At 64.9% G+C, this 14,591-nt stretch carries 12 protein-coding genes; 5 read left to right on the top strand and 7 right to left on the bottom strand.

Features of this window, described 5'->3' with window-relative positions:
- Nucleotides 1-41: 41 nt before the first annotated feature.
- Both QBJ92_RS03460 and pdhA read right to left on the bottom strand, forming a co-directional pair.
- Complete coding sequence (locus QBJ92_RS03460; protein WP_277968287.1) at nt 42-1,463, bottom strand: pyruvate dehydrogenase complex E1 component subunit beta; 1,422 nt, start codon at nt 1,461-1,463, stop codon at nt 42-44.
- Complete coding sequence (gene pdhA / locus QBJ92_RS03455) at nt 1,463-2,506, bottom strand: pyruvate dehydrogenase (acetyl-transferring) E1 component subunit alpha (protein WP_277968286.1); 1,044 nt, start codon at nt 2,504-2,506, stop codon at nt 1,463-1,465. Before pdhA ends, QBJ92_RS03460 begins: the two co-directional genes overlap by 1 nt.
- Nucleotides 2,507-2,679: 173 nt before the next feature.
- Here pdhA and QBJ92_RS03450 point away from each other — a divergent pair, with 173 nt between their 5' ends.
- The 3 genes from QBJ92_RS03450 (at nt 2,680) to QBJ92_RS03440 (ending at nt 6,399) form a co-directional block, all read left to right on the top strand.
- Nucleotides 2,680-3,960 (top strand): MFS transporter, encoded by a 1,281-nt coding sequence (locus tag QBJ92_RS03450; protein ID WP_277968285.1) that lies wholly within the window; start codon nt 2,680-2,682, stop codon nt 3,958-3,960.
- Nucleotides 3,957-4,877, top strand: coding sequence for a cysteine synthase A (gene cysK, locus QBJ92_RS03445; protein ID WP_277968284.1), 921 nt, complete (start codon nt 3,957-3,959; stop codon nt 4,875-4,877). The genes QBJ92_RS03450 and cysK overlap by 4 nt, the downstream gene beginning before the upstream one ends.
- 151 nt (nt 4,878-5,028) lie before the next feature.
- Nucleotides 5,029-6,399 carry a cell wall hydrolase gene (locus tag QBJ92_RS03440; protein ID WP_277968283.1) on the top strand — a complete coding sequence of 457 codons (1,371 nt, stop codon included), beginning with the start codon at nt 5,029-5,031 and terminating at the stop codon, nt 6,397-6,399.
- Between the two features lie 20 nt (nt 6,400-6,419).
- On the opposite strand, the gene QBJ92_RS03435 is transcribed toward QBJ92_RS03440, so the two are convergent.
- From QBJ92_RS03435 to QBJ92_RS03415, 5 genes are all read right to left on the bottom strand, one after another.
- A complete protein-coding gene (locus tag QBJ92_RS03435; RefSeq protein WP_277968282.1) occupies nt 6,420-8,450 on the bottom strand; it encodes a TonB-dependent receptor in 2,031 nt (676 codons plus the stop codon).
- A gap of 355 nt (nt 8,451-8,805) precedes the next feature.
- On the bottom strand, nt 8,806-9,759 hold the full coding sequence (locus tag QBJ92_RS03430) for a FecR family protein (protein WP_277968281.1): 954 nt from the start codon (nt 9,757-9,759) through the stop codon (nt 8,806-8,808).
- Nucleotides 9,752-10,342 carry an RNA polymerase sigma factor gene (locus QBJ92_RS03425; protein ID WP_431358359.1) on the bottom strand — a complete coding sequence of 197 codons (591 nt, stop codon included), beginning with the start codon at nt 10,340-10,342 and terminating at the stop codon, nt 9,752-9,754. Before QBJ92_RS03425 ends, QBJ92_RS03430 begins: the two co-directional genes overlap by 8 nt.
- A gap of 87 nt (nt 10,343-10,429) precedes the next feature.
- Nucleotides 10,430-11,329: a glycosyltransferase gene (locus tag QBJ92_RS03420; protein WP_277968280.1), complete on the bottom strand. Its 900-nt coding sequence runs from the start codon at nt 11,327-11,329 to the stop codon at nt 10,430-10,432.
- A 92-nt stretch (nt 11,330-11,421) separates the two neighbouring features.
- Nucleotides 11,422-11,868, bottom strand: a complete 447-nt coding sequence (locus QBJ92_RS03415; protein WP_277968325.1) for a YaiI/YqxD family protein — start codon at nt 11,866-11,868, stop codon at nt 11,422-11,424.
- Between the two features lie 117 nt (nt 11,869-11,985).
- On the opposite strand from QBJ92_RS03415, the gene QBJ92_RS03410 reads away from it, so the two are divergent.
- Both QBJ92_RS03410 and QBJ92_RS03405 read left to right on the top strand, forming a co-directional pair.
- On the top strand, nt 11,986-12,510 hold the full coding sequence (locus QBJ92_RS03410) for a gamma carbonic anhydrase family protein (RefSeq protein WP_277968324.1): 525 nt from the start codon (nt 11,986-11,988) through the stop codon (nt 12,508-12,510).
- Nucleotides 12,511-12,673: 163 nt separating this feature from the next.
- Nucleotides 12,674-14,569 carry an ABC transporter ATP-binding protein gene (locus QBJ92_RS03405; RefSeq protein ID WP_277968279.1) on the top strand — a complete coding sequence of 632 codons (1,896 nt, stop codon included), beginning with the start codon at nt 12,674-12,676 and terminating at the stop codon, nt 14,567-14,569.
- The last annotated feature ends 22 nt before the right edge of the window (nt 14,570-14,591 follow it).

The raw sequence follows: 14,591 nt of genomic DNA, 5'->3' as shown, positions 1-14,591 counted from the left end.
CCCCCGCGCCGTTCCTTTTCTCACACCGCTATACCAAGGCCTCAGCCGCGGTAGGTCACCTTCTTCACCGCGGCGACGATCTTGTCGGCGGTAACGAGCATCAGCTTTTCCAGGTTCGCCGCATACGGCATCGGCACGTCTTCGTTGGTCACGCGCAGCACCGGGGCGTCGAGATCGTCGAAGCCCTGCTCCATACAGACCGCCTGGATTTCCGAAGCGATCGAGCAGGTCGCCCAATTTTCCTCGGCGATGACCAGGCGATTGGTCTTCTTGAGGCTCGCCAGCACCGTCTCGGTATCGAGCGGGCGCAGCGTGCGCAGATCGATCACTTCGGCATCGATACCCTCGCCAGCCAGCTTCTCGGCCGCTTCGAGCGCGAGCCCGACGCCGATCGAATAGCTGACGATCGTCACGTCCTTGCCCTCGCGCATGATCCGCGCCTTGCCGATCGGCAGGACGTAGTCATCGAGCTTGGGCACCTCGAACGTGCGGCCATACAGCAGCTCGTTCTCGAGGAAGACGACCGGGTCATCGGTCCGGATCGCCGCCTTCATCAGCCCCTTGGCGTCCGCCGCGTCATACGGCGCGATCACGATCAGGCCCGGAACACTGGCGTACCACGCCGCGAAGTTGTGCGAATGCTGCGCGCCGACGCGCGACGCCGCACCGTTGGGCCCACGGAACACGATCGGGCAGCGCATCTGGCCACCCGACATGTAGTTGGTCTTGGCGGCGGAGTTGATGATGTGGTCGATCGCCTGCAACGCGAAGTTGAAGGTCATGAACTCGACGATCGGGCGAAGCCCGCCCATCGCCGCGCCCGCCCCGACGCCGGCAAAGCCGTATTCGGTGATCGGCGTATCGATCACGCGCTTGTCGCCGAACTCGGCGAGCAAGCCCTGCGTGACCTTGTACGCGCCCTGGTATTGCGCGACTTCCTCGCCGATCACGAAGACGCGCTCGTCAGCGCGCATTTCCTCGGCCATCGCATCGCGCAGCGCTTCGCGCAGCGTGATCTTGACCATCTCGGTCCCCTCGGGGATCGCGGGGTCGCTGACCTTGGCCTTCTGCTCGGCAGCGGCGTGGAGCTGCTGCGTGCCGCTCTCGGCGGCCATCGGCACGTTGCTCTCGGGGGCTGGCGGCGCCTTGTCGGCGGGCTGCGCTTCCTTGGGCTGTGCATTGGCGGAATCGCCCGCACGCTCGCCCGACGACGGCTCTTCGCCCTCGCCGTCGAGCGTCGCGATGACGGTGCCGACCTTCACGTTGTCGGTGCCTTCGGCGACGAGGATCTTGCCGATCGTGCCTTCATCGACCGCTTCGAATTCCATCGTCGCCTTGTCGGTTTCGATCTCGGCCATGATGTCGCCGGACTTCACGACGTCGCCTTCCTTGACCAGCCACTTGGCGAGCGTGCCTTCCTCCATGGTGGGGGAAAGTGCGGGCATCTTGATCTCAATCGGCATCAGTATTTTTCCACCAGAACGTCGGTATAGAGCTCGGCCGCATCGGGCTCGGGCGTCTGTTCAGCGAAATCGGCCGCCTCGTTGACGATCTTGCGGATCTGCTGCTCGACGACCTTGAGATCGCTTTCGGTGACGCCCTTTTCCTCGAGCAGTTTCTTGACGTGCTCGATCGGATCGGACTTGTCGCGGACCGCCTGGACTTCCTCACGGCTGCGATATTTCGCAGGGTCGGACATCGAGTGGCCACGATAGCGGTAGGTCTTCATCTCGAGGATGATCGGCCCCTTGCCGGCACGAACCCAGGCCAGCGCTTCCTCGGCGGCGCCACGGCACGCCAGCACGTCCATGCCGTCGACCTGGATACCCGGGATGCGGAAGCTTTCGCCACGACGATACAGCTGGTCTTCGGCCGATGCGCGGTTGACGCTCGTCCCCATCGCATACTGGTTGTTTTCGATCACGTAGATGACCGGAAGCTTCCACAGCTCGGCCATGTTGAAGCTCTCGTAGACCTGGCCCTGGTTCGCCGCGCCGTCGCCGAAATACGCGAGGCAAACGCCACCGTCGCCCTTGTACTTGTGGCTGAAGCCGAGACCGGTGCCGAGCGACACCTGCGCGCCGACGATGCCGTGCCCGCCGTAGAACTTATGTTCGACGGAGAACATGTGCATCGAGCCGCCCTTGCCCTTCGAAATGCCGGCAGCGCGCCCGGTGAGCTCCGCCATCACGTCCTGCGGCGGGATACCGCAGAGCAGCATATGGCCGTGGTCGCGATAGCCGGTGATGACGCTGTCCTTTTCGGTCAGCGCGGATTGCAGGCCGACCGCGACGGCTTCCTGGCCGATGTACAGGTGGCAGAACCCGCCGATCAGACCGAGACCGTAAAGCTGGCCCGCCTTTTCCTCGAAACGGCGGATCAGCAACATCTGCTTGTAGAACTCGATCAGCTCGTCCTTCGAAGCCTCGTAGGGCTTCGGTTCATCGGGACGCTCCCGGTTCGGCACCGGGGGTTCAGCTTTACGAAGGGCGGGGGCTTTGGCCACGGACGATCAACCTCGTATCCTGGGGAATGTCGCGAGCCTATAGGCCCGTTGCGCCGCGCATATCAATGTCTGGCGTCAAATCACTGATGACAGACCGAACGAACGCAAGTTTCAGCGGGGCAAGAAAGTCGATGATTGCGGCCCCCGCGCGGCTGCGCCTAAGGCGTGCGGTAATGGCAGAGACTCTCCACCCGTTCCGCATTCCCAATTTTCGCGCATATTGGGCGTCACGCCTCGCAGGGACGGTCGCGATCACCGCCATGGCGCTGATCGTCGGATGGCAAGTGTACGGTCTGGCGCGCGCCACCATGGGGATTCGCGAAGCCGCGTTCCTGCTCGGGATGATTGGCGCGGCGCAGTTCCTGCCGCTGTTCCTGCTCACCCCGGTGGTCGGTCTCGTCGCCGATTCGGTCGACCGCCGCTGGATCGTGCGGGTGACGACCACGGTGATGTTGCTGACCGCCGCCACGCTCGGCGTGCTGACCGCGACGCATACGCTCACGCTGACCGCGCTGTTCACCGCGGCAGTCGTGTTCGGCATCGTCCGCGCCTTTTCCGGACCGGCCTATTCCGCACTCGCGCCCAATCTCGTCCCACGCGCGAGCTTGCCGACTGCGATCGCGGTGAGTTCGATCGCGTGGCAAGTCGGGTCGATCGCCGGGCCCAGCCTTGGCGGGCTGATGTTCGCGGTGCATCCGGATTTCGCCTATGGGGTCGTCGTCGCGCTGCTCACCGTAGCGTTGGTGGCGATGTTCCTGATCGGTCCGGTCCCGCAGCCGCCCTCGCAACCCGACCAGCGCCCGCTTAACCGAATCATCGAGGGGTTCGCCTACGTCCGCCACAACCGGCTGGTTCTGGCGACGATCACGCTCGACCTGTTCGCGGTGCTGCTGGCGGGGTCGACCGCGCTGTTGCCGGTCTTTGCGCGCGACATCCTCCATGTCGGGCCGCAGGGACTCGGTATCCTGGCCGCGAGCATGGGCGCCGGCGCGACCGTCACCGCGCTGGTCTTCTCGGTCCGCCCGATGAAGAGCAACGTCGGGGTCAAGATGCTGGCCGCGGTGATGGTCTTCGGCGCAGCGGTGCTCGTCTTCGGGCTTTCGCGGAACCTGTGGCTCAGCGCCGCCGCGCTCGCGGTGGCCGGATGTGGCGACATGGTGTCGGTCTATGTCCGCCAGTCGCTGATCCAGTTGCACACGCCGGATGCGATGCGCGGGCGCGTCAGCGCGGTATCGCAGCTGACGATTTCCGCCTCGAACGAACTCGGCGAAGCCGAGAGTGGGCTGCTCGCCGCGCTGCTTGGCCCCGTCGGCGCGGTGATGTTCGGCGGGATCGGCGCGATCGTCGTGACGATCCTCTGGGTCCGGCTGTTTCCCGAACTCAGGCTTGCCAAGACGTTCGACCAGCCCGACATAGCTTTAACCAAGACCCCCGCAGGAGTTGCGCAGTCATGAAGGCGAACACAATCCTGGATACGATCGGCAACACGCCGCATATCCGGATCCAGAAGCTTTTTCCCGGCGCCGAGGTGTGGATCAAGTCCGAGCGCTCGAACCCCGGCGGGTCGATCAAGGACCGCATCGCGCTTGCGATGGTCGAAGCGGCCGAACGCGACGGCCATCTCCAGCCGGGCGGGACGATCATCGAGCCGACCAGCGGCAACACCGGCGTCGGCCTCGCGATGGTCGCGGCGGTCAAGGGGTACAAACTCGTCCTCGTCATGCCCGAGAGCATGTCGCTCGAACGGCGCCGCCTGATGCTCGCTTACGGTGCGACCTTCGACCTGACGCCGCGCGAGAAGGGCATGAAGGGCGCGATCGAGCGTGCGCTCGAGCTCGTCGAGCAGACGCCGGGCGCATGGATGCCCCAGCAGTTCGAGAACCCCGCCAACATCGACGTCCACGTCCGCACCACCGCGATCGAGATCCTCAACGACTTCCGCGACTCGCCGATCGACGTGATCATCACCGGGGTCGGCACCGGCGGTCACATCACCGGCGTGGCCGAGGCGCTCAAGAAGGAATGGCCCGACCTCAAGGTCTATGCGGTCGAGCCGGATGCATCGCCGGTCATCTCGGGCGGTACGCCCGGCCCGCATCCGATTCAGGGCATCGGCGCCGGGTTCGTTCCCGCGAACCTGCACACCCAGGTGATCGACGGCGCGATCAAGGTCGACGCTGCGGTGGCCAAGGACATGGCACGCCGCGCCGCCGCCGAGGAAGGCATGCTCGTCGGGATCAGTTCCGGCGCGACGCTCGCGGCGATCCTCCAGAAACTGCCGGACTTGCCGGATAACGTCCGGGTGCTCGGCTTCAATTACGATACGGGCGAGCGGTATCTGTCGGTGCCGGACTTCCTGCCCGAGAGCTGATCCGTTTCGGGACGCACGTCGCGCCGGTCGATCGGGCCGCGCGCGACGTGTATTTCGCATCGCCGCATAAATGCGCTAAGGGCGCCGACCATCTCGGTCAGGAGCCTTCCGTGAACCCGTCTCTGCGCCCCCTGTTGATCCGCTGAAACTCGTGCGTCCTTCCCCGCCGCCAAGCCTCGCCTTGCGCGCAGTCCTGATCGCGATCGCTCTCCTGGCGATCCTGGTTCCGCTCCTGCTCGTCCGCACCGCACCGACCGTTCCGCGGCGCCACCATATTCGCCCGGTGCCGCAACGCGTCGTCCCGAAGGCCGAGCTGCCGCCGGTGGAACCGGTCGCGTTCCAGGATCTCGATCCGCAGGATGCGCGCTCCTACAATGCCGACATTCCCTTTGTCGACGGCCCGAACCCGGCGGCCCGTCCGTTCCGGCTCGCAGGCGACCTGGCCGCACGCGCGCGCGCGACCGACTGCATGGCGGCGGCGGTCCTCTATGAAGCCGGCGACGATACCGTCGGGCAGCGCGCGGTCGCACAGGTGGTCGTCAACCGGGTCCGCCACCCGGCGTTCCCCAAGACGATCTGCGGCGTCGTCTTCCAGGGTTCGGAGCGCAGCACCGGCTGCCAGTTCACCTTCGCCTGCGACGGCGCGCTGATCCGCAACCGCTGGAGCGAGACGCAATGGAACCGCGCGCGGACCGTGGCCGCGGCGGCGTTGAACGGAACGGTGTTCGGCAAGGTCGGCTACGCGACGCATTACCACACCAACTGGGTCGTCCCATACTGGCAAGCCAGCCTCGACAAGATCGCCGCGGTCGATACGCACCTGTTCTTCCGCTGGACCGGATGGTGGGGCACCGCACCGGCATTCAACCGACACGTATCGAGCGACGAACCCGTCATCGCGGCGCTCGCGCCCTATTCGGAGGCGCATCGCGGCGCGGCCGACGGGAGTGTGCCGTTCCTGGGCGCCGCCGGGCCGCTGTACGATCAGACCGCCGCGGAAACGCCGCTCCCGCCCGCCGTCAGTGGCGCATCGGGAAGCTTCCTCGTGACGCTGGATCCCGACACGATGTCGCCCGACGGGTTCGCGCAATATGCGACCCGTACCTGCGGGGACCGCGCCTATTGCAAGGTCATGGGCTGGATTGATCCGACCAAGACCCCGGCAACGCTGCCGCTTCAGCCGTCCCAGATCGCGTCCATGGCCTTCAGCTACCTGCGCGATCGCTCGCGCGGCTATGACAAGGCCTTGTGGAATTGCCGCGAATTCCGTCGCCCGGCGGCCAACCAGTGCATGAAGGCACAAACCTTCCTCACGACGGCGCAGATCGTCAGCGAGTCGTTGAAGGCCGACGAGGAGGCCAGCCCTGCGGCGGCACTGCCGCCGCACGTCCCGATGCTATCGGACGGGTTGACGGGCGTCCGTCGGAAAGACGCGGCGCCCAAGGACAAATCCGCTGCGGCCACGCGCCCGACCGTGGCCGCACCCGTCCTGAAAGCCGCAGACCCCAAATCCGCCCCCTGAGGCCCATCCCCGAGGCGCTGTCACCACGCGATCGATGCGCCAATCCTCAGGTTACGCGGTCGCAACGGGGTCGTCTGCGAGCGGGTGGCGAGGATGAGCGGATTGCCCAAGGCGAACCGGTTCCCGCGGACGTTCGTGAGGTTGTCGCCGGTCAGCGTCATGTCGACGTTACGCCAGCGCCAGCCGAGATGCGCGCCAACCGTCGCATACTGCCCCTGACTCAGCTCGAGAAAGTCGCCCGTGCCGAGCACGGAACGCCCGACGTATCGCGCATCCACCCCGACGTCGAACCGCTGCGTGCCATGACCGGCCCACTGATAGGATAGCCCGGTATTGCCCGCGAACGGCGGCGTCTCGGGCAACCGGCGGTTCCGGCTCCGCGCCAGTTGCGCCAACGCCCCGTCGACCAGATTATAGGTGTACAGCAGGGAAAAGTGGGCGTGCAGCGCCCGCACCGGTGCCCAGTCCCCCTGCGCCTCGATCGCCAGAATGTCGGCATCGCCGATATTGGCGGTGTAGGGTTGCCCACGCCGGCTGTAGAGGTCGGCCTGGATCGAACGCCAGCGTGCATAGGAAACCGCACTCGATAGCTCGAGGCCGGTCTCTCCGCTGCGTTGTCGCCTTATCCCCGCTTCGCCGACGACGATGGAATCGGAACGATAGTCGGTCACCCGACCGACTCCGTTCGCCACCGCGAGCCCCCCGGTCCGATACCCGGACTGCACCTTCGCGAACACCGCGGTATGCGGCGCCACCAGCCACGACAGTGCAAGCGTAGGGTCGACTCGGAACGTCCCCCGCCCGCGGATGAACCCCTTGTTCCGCGGGCTGACGGTGGGTTCGCCATCGGTACGCCCGGCGGTCAAACGCGTTCCCGCCGTCAAGGAGAAAGAAGGACTGATCGGCCACGTCGCCTCACCGAAACCGGAATAGCTTTGCGTGCGGTTGGTGACCCCGATGATCGTCGCGGTCTGCCCTGGTGGACCGAGCGAGCGGGACTGAACGTCGCGGTCGTTCAGATAGGACACGCCCAGCAACCAGCCGATCCGCGTCGTCGGCGCGCGCGTCAGCCGCGTTTCCTGGACGAACAGTTTGTCGGTCTGAACATTGCGGTACAGCACTGGCCCGACACTCCCGAGCGCGCGCGTCGCATCGAACGTATCGTCCGTCTGCGCATCGACATATCCCGTAGCAGACACAAGATTGAGGCCGTTGTCCCAATGCTTGCGGAGAACGTTGCGCACGAGCTTGATCCTGCTGGAATACGGCTGCGCAAAGCGCGATTTGCGCTGGAGTGCCCCCGCCCCGGCTTCGGCATATTGCGCATCTGCCGCGTTGATCGCCTGGAACAGCCCGCCGAACTCCACCATCCAGCCATCGCCAGCATCCGCAAGTGCCGTCACACGCCCACCAACCGTATCGGTCCGGTTGATCGAGAAGAGATTCCGACTTGGATCGTCGATATAGCCCCCTGCCCGTTGGCGATATCCGACCACGCGCACGCCGCCACGGCCCTTTGCGATGGGCATGTTGACCATTCCAGCCAGATCGAACCCAGGGGCACCGTCGTCCGTCGTCGTAACCCCAGCCGTCAGCGCCGCAGAAGGTTTGTCGAGATCGACCGGGTTGGGCGTCAGGCGAATGATCCCGCCGATCGCCCCCGACCCGTACAGCGTGCCTTGTGGTCCCTCGAGCACTTGCACACTGCGCATGTCGTACAGGTTCAGCGCGGGTTCCGGCCCCGCGAAACCGAGCGGGACCTCGTCGAAATATTGGCTGGCGGTGGACTGGGTCGCGCCGTTGAAGCTGCTGTCGGCAATCCCTCGAATGAAGATCTTGTTTCGGCCGGCGCCAAGCTCGGTGTTCTGCAGCACGGGGGTCGCGCGCGTGAGATCGTCCATGTCGATCGGTCGCAGCCCCCGTTTCTCTGGCGCGAAACCCTCGATCAGGATCGCGCTGCCGGGAAAGCGCAGGAAGGGGGACTGCTGCTTTGTCGCCGTTACGATGATGTCCTTGCCGCTGGACGACGGTCCAGGCTCCGCTTTCGCCACGGGAGGATGTTTTGCAGGCTGATGTCGTATCGGCGCGATCGGTTTGGGCGCGGAAACGGGGTTTCGTACGATCCGAAACCCATGACGACCGATCGGGACTGCGTGAAACCCCGTCCCCCGCAACAATCGCTCAAGCGCTGCACGCGTCGTCATGTTCCCCGAGACGCCGCGTGAAGCATACGACCACAAACCGGTTTCGGTACTGACGATATCGGCCCCGGTCTGCCGGGCCAGTTCGGTCAATGCCTGTTGAAGCGATCCTGAACCCAGCTTGATCTGGACGGTCTGCGCTCCAGCGGGCGCGGCCATACCCATGGCGATGCCGTAAAGAGCGAATGCTCGAAACAGCCGAAATCTACCGGGGTGAGATGACCCACCGCTTGCCATCGTGATTCGAATCAGCCTCAATCAATGCGGCAATGTGCGGCACGTCTTGCGCTGCTACCCCCGTCAGATGAACCATGCCGGTAAAGGGGCGCTGCGACAAGACCGGCTCGATCGCCACTTCAACGCCATCGAGACGGCGCAGGACGCTGACCACTCGCGACAGCGGTTCCCCGGTGAAGACGATGTCTCCGGTCCGCCAACCCCCAACGCGGGATGGATCGACGCGCGAGACCGCAACATGCCCCGTATCGTCCCGCGCGGTTACGGCGGCCCCCGCTTGCAGCAGGACCTTGTCCTTTCGCGGCTGGAACATCACCGCACCCTCGGCGACCTGGACATCGAGCCGGTAGCCCTCGCGTTCGGCGTTGAAGACCGTACCCACGTCCTGAACGCTCAAGCGGCCCGAGCGCAGCAGGAACGGCGTGTCTTCGTCATGGCGGACGTGGAAGGTCGCCTCCCCCGCCGCCAGCGTCGCGATCCGCGGGTTCGATCGATCAAGCTCGATCCGGGTGGCGCCGTTGAGGTCAATCCGCGTCCCATCGGCCAGTGCGATCGCGCGTTTCTCACCGGGTTTGGTCGCTACGACATAGGGTTCCGCGCCCGTATTCGGAAGCGATGGGAGGACGACCAGCGACAGGCTCGCAGCGAGCGCAAGCGTGACTCCGCCAACGCCCCACCGCAGCCAGGATCGCGCACGGCGACGCTCGGCGGGCGGCACACTTTCGGCGGCGTCGACCGGGAACAGTTCGGGATGATCGGCGATCAGGCCCAGATCGAGCGCGACCGCATCATATGCCGCCGCGTTTGCAGGATCCGCGTCGAGCCAGTCCACGAAGCGCCGCCACGCGGCGTCGTCCATGTCGTTCTGACGCAAATGCCAGTCGATCGCCTGATCGGTCTTGTCGGCGCCATCACTACTCACGGCCACTCCCTTCGTCTTGCAGACGACTCAGCGGCCTCAATTCCGCCTTGGTTTCCTTTTCCAAAGGCGGATTATCATCGGACGTTGCATCGCGACGGCCATCGCAAATCTGCTTGACCGCCCGGCGGAGCAGTTTTTCGACACCGCTCACCGTCATTCCGAGCCGCGCGGCGATTTCCTTCTGGGGGTGTTCCTCAATCCGGTACAGGCGCAGCGCCACCCTCATGCGCTCGGGCATCGTCGCGATTTCCGCTTCGATCTCGCGCAACCGCTCTCGCCCGATCAGCGTGCGTTCCGCATCCGGATGTTCATCAGCCGCCGGTTGGACGTCATGCCATGATGTTTCCCGCGAGCCGGACCGCGCCGCGGCAATGCGCCTGTCGGTCGCAAGGTTCGATGCCATCCGACAGAGATACGAGACGGGACGTCCGATCGGCTCGCTCCCATCGAGCGAATCGAGCTTGAGCCAGATGTCCTGCAACGCGTCCTCGGCATCCTCCATCGTGCCCAACCGCGCTGCCAGCAAGCGCAGCAGCATCGGTCGCTCCTGCAGGAACACCGCCTTCAACCCGGTTTCGGTCACAGTATGGAAGAATCACATGACATTATCGCCATTCTAGAGCCGTGATCTCCGCGCTTCGCAAGCTTGTATGCCACGACCGAAGCACGTTCAGGCAGCCAGACGCCCCTCTTGCAGGATGGTGTGGGCGGATTGCTGCGGCGCGCCGTCCTGCGTCTGGAACGCCCGTTCGCGAATTCGATCGCTGGTCAGCCGGCGGCTCGCGAGTCGCCGCGCCAGGAACGAGTAGAAGAACCAGTCGCGCGCGATCCCCGGAGTCAGATGATAAGCGAGACGTTCGCCGAGCGTCCAGCGGATCGATTCCCGGTCGCGGTCGCGCGGCGACGGGGTGCACCGGAACGCGCCGCTATAGGCAATCGCCCCCAGTCGCGCGATCCGGTGCATGATCTCGTGATCCTCGAGCACATAGCCCCACCGTCGCGAATCGAACTGCCCCGCGCGCCGCAAGGCGGCGGTGCGGAAGACCTGCCCCGCACCGCCGGTGTGGCACTGGCGCGGAAAGACGGTGGCCGCGCGTTCGATCCGGCGCCCGGCCCGCGCCTGTTCCTGCGGGTCGGCGCCGGGGCTGACAAAGCACGCCCCCGCCGCCACGGCACCACCATCCAGCAAGCGTCCCGCCTGCCGCAGATAATCGCTCGGGTACGCCGTGTCGGCATCGCACGTCGCGACGTAGCGGGTTCCGACCTGCGCGATCCCGGTCGTTAGCGCGTTGACCTTGCCCGGCTGCCGCTCGACGAGCAGCGTGTAGCGAAGTCCCAATCGGCGGCATGCCGCCGCGGCGGCGGAGCCGCTTCCATCGGTCGAGCCGTTGTCGATCAGGATCAGCACGAACGGCACGTCCTGCGTGGCGAGGCTCTCCAACGTGGTCGCGATGAACGCACGTTCGTTGAAGAACGGTATGACGACGGTCCAGTGCGTCTCGGTCTCGGAACTCGACGAATCGTTCGAAATGGTGTACAAGTGATTCAGGTTAAGCGTCGCGATCGGCAAGGCAGGTCTCCCTGCTGCAATGACGACGTGGCCCGGCGTAAACCGCACACATTCCGGACAGGAAGGAACCTTTTTCGTTCCCAAACGTGTGTCTAACGGCGCGAAAGCCGCACCAGAACGTCGTCTAACGCTGACAAAAAGCGCGACCGATCGGTCTTCGCAAAGGGTGCCGGCCCTCCGATCGCATCGCCCCCCGCCCGCAAATCCGCCATGATCGCGCGCACCGCGATGGCGTTCCCGATCGACGCCGTGGTGAACGGTTTTCCGTTCGGTGCCAGCACCATAGCCCCGGCTTTGAGGCAACGGTCGGCCAGCAGGATATCACCGGTCACGACGACAGACCCGCTGCCGGCGCGCTCGGCGATCCAGTCATCCGCCGCATCGAACCCCGCCCCAACGACGATCCGCCCGAGGAGCGGATGAATCGGGATACGAATCAAACTGTTACTGACAATGGTCACCGGCACCGACCGCCGCAGCGCGACCTTGTAGATTTCGTCCTTCACCGGACAGGCGTCGGCATCGACGTAAATGTGCAACGGCGACGTCACGGAACTACGGGAAATTGCGACATCATTCGGGGACGTTACCCAAAGCCTTGCTGACTTTCCATGCCGGTATGGCAACAAGAGGATCCACCATTAAGGATCAGGCCCATGCCGCTGTACGAAATCGACGGAAAAGCCCCCACCCTGGGAAGCAACAGTTGGGTCGCGCCAAGCGCCGAACTGATCGGTGACGTGGTTCTCGGCGAAGACGCAAGTGTGTGGTTTGGAAGCGTAATCCGCGCCGACAACACCCGGATCACAATCGGCGCGCGCAGCAACGTGCAAGAGGGCGCGATGGGGCATTCCGATCCTGGCGCGCCCCTCTCGATCGGCGAAGACTGCACGATTGGCCACCACGCGATCCTGCATGGCTGCACGATCGGCGATCGTGTGCTTGTCGGCATGGGGGCGACTATCCTCAATCATGCCGTGATCGGGGAAGATTCGCTGGTCGGCGCCGGCGCGCTTGTCACCGAGGGCAAGATCTTTCCGCCGGGTAGCCTGATCGTCGGCAGTCCGGCCCGAGCGGTTCGGGAACTCGACGCGGCGGCGAAGGCCATGTTGTTGGTATCCGCTCGACATTACGTGTCGAACGCGGAGCGCTATGCGACGGGTCTGAAGCGGATTGACTGACGCATCCTCACAATTGCATCAGAAAATCGCGACGCAGCCCGGGTTGCCCGCATGGGCCACCTGCTCATTTCATGCGGTCTGACGCACCAACTGCCCCGGATACGGATTGATCCTGAAACTTCGGGTTGCATCCAGGGGTGCTGCGTTGCAGCAAATGCGGACTATGGACAGAGCCGCTTCCTTGCCCTTCCTGCAGAGCCCGACACGGTTCCTCGCACATTATGTCGCCGCCCGTCCGGGTATTTTCATGGTGCTGGGGCTTCTGGTCGCCGCCGCATCGATCAGTTCGATCGGCGTGCAATATGCGATGAAGATGCTGATCGACGCCATGACCGGCGGGGTTCGCGCACGCGGTGCGGTGTATGGTGCGCTCGCCGGATTCCTTGGCCTGGTGGTTCTGGAGAGCGTCCTGCAACGAGCGTCTGCACTAACCCTCGGGCAAGCGACCGTTAGTTCCGGGGTCGGCATTCGCCTCGACATGGTCAACTACCTGACCGGGCACCAGATGCCCTTCTTCCAGAACCAGCGGGCGGGATCGCTTGGGCACCGCATCTCCGGGCTGGCCGGGATTTTTGGTGCAATTGTGCATCGATTGCTGCGCGAAGTGACGCCACCTCTCATCACTTTTGCCGGCGCCATGTTGATTTTCGTGACGATTGACGCCGCAATGGCGGCGATTTTGGGCGCCGTTTTTCTCGGCGTCACCGCCGTGCTCATCCTGCTTGGGCTGCGGGGGCACGTCCACCATACCGCCTTCGCGCAACACGCCGGGACCGCCGGGGGCGAGCTGATCGATCTCATCGGCAACATCTGGGTGGTGAAGGCCTTCGCCGCGCGCGACCGCGAACTCAGTCGGCTCGAAGGGTTCCTCGACGAGGAAGCAAGCGCACAGCGGCGCGGCTGGTTCTTCGTCGAACAGATGCGCGGCCTGCACGACCTCGCCCTGGCGGTGCTCGTCGGGGGGACGCTGATCTGGGCGATCGGGCGCTGGTCGACTGGCGCGATCTCGACCGGGGATGTCGTCATCATCAGTACGATGACCTTCCGGATCCTGCACGGCTCGCGCGATCTGGCGATGGCGGTGATCGATACCAGCCAGCAATTCAGCTATTTGCGCGAAACGCTCGATATCATCGGCGTCCCGCAAACGCTGAGCGACGTGCCCCATGCGCCGCGCTTGCGCGTCGGCGAGGGCCACGTCGAACTCGCCAACGTCACCTTCGGCTACGATGCCAGCGATCCGATCATCCACGACTTGTCGCTGACCGTTCCCGCCGGCCAGAAGGTCGGCATCGTCGGGGCGTCGGGGGGCGGCAAGTCTTCGCTGCTGCAGTTGATCCAGCGGTTCCACGACCCGCAGATCGGCCATATTATGATCGACGGGAATCGGATCGACCACGTGACGCAAGAATCGCTGCGCGATGCGATCGCAGTGGTGCCGCAGGAAGTGTTGCTATTCCACCGCTCAGTGATCGACAACATCAGGATTGCGCGACCCGACGCCAGCGACGAGGACGTCTACGGGGCAGCCGAGGCGGCCGGATGCGACGATTTCATCCGACGCCTGCCCCACGGATATGACAGCGTCGTAGGGGAGCGCGGCTCGAACCTCTCCGGGGGCCAACGCCAGCGCATCGGGATCGCGCGCGCCTTCCTGAAGAACGCCCGCATCGTCCTGCTCGACGAGGCAACCAGCGCGCTCGACTCGGAAAGCGAACTGGAAGTGCAGAACGGATTGGACGCCCTCGTTCGCAACCGTACCGTGATTGCCGTCGCGCACCGCCTGTCCACAATCGTCGGGTTCGACCGGGTGATCGTCGTCGAGCGTGGCCGCGTGATCGAGGATGGACCACCGCAGCAACTGTTGCGCCAGAAGGATGGAGCGTTCCGCCAGCTTTGGCTGATGCAGGTCGAGGGACTGGATCAGGCGTCGCAGCCCGGACTTGACTTCGTCGCTGCCAGCGGGCGGCTGCGCAGAGCGTCGATGGCGCGGGGCCGGATGTTACACCGCGCCATGCGTTCCGCATGGAGCAATATGGCGGAGCGCGACCGCGCCTGACCCTGCAACGGTAGAGCGGCTT

Origin of the sequence: Sphingomonas echinoides, from assembly GCF_029623395.1 — a bacterium.
GTDB classification, from domain to species: domain Bacteria; phylum Pseudomonadota; class Alphaproteobacteria; order Sphingomonadales; family Sphingomonadaceae; genus Sphingomonas; species Sphingomonas echinoides_A.
This window is presented reverse-complemented; position numbering and strand designations above follow the sequence as displayed.

Excerpts from the sequence above, each read along its gene's own strand:
- QBJ92_RS03460 (WP_277968287.1), bottom strand. The coding sequence starts at position 1,463 with ATGCCGATTGAGATCAAGATGCCCGCACTTTCCCCCACCATGGAGGAA.
- QBJ92_RS03450 (WP_277968285.1), top strand. The coding sequence starts at position 2,680 with ATGGCAGAGACTCTCCACCCGTTCCGCATTCCCAATTTTCGCGCATAT.
- cysK (WP_277968284.1), top strand. The coding sequence starts at position 3,957 with ATGAAGGCGAACACAATCCTGGATACGATCGGCAACACGCCGCATATC.
- QBJ92_RS03410 (WP_277968324.1), top strand. The coding sequence starts at position 11,986 with ATGCCGCTGTACGAAATCGACGGAAAAGCCCCCACCCTGGGAAGCAAC.
- QBJ92_RS03405 (WP_277968279.1), top strand. The coding sequence starts at position 12,674 with ATGGACAGAGCCGCTTCCTTGCCCTTCCTGCAGAGCCCGACACGGTTC.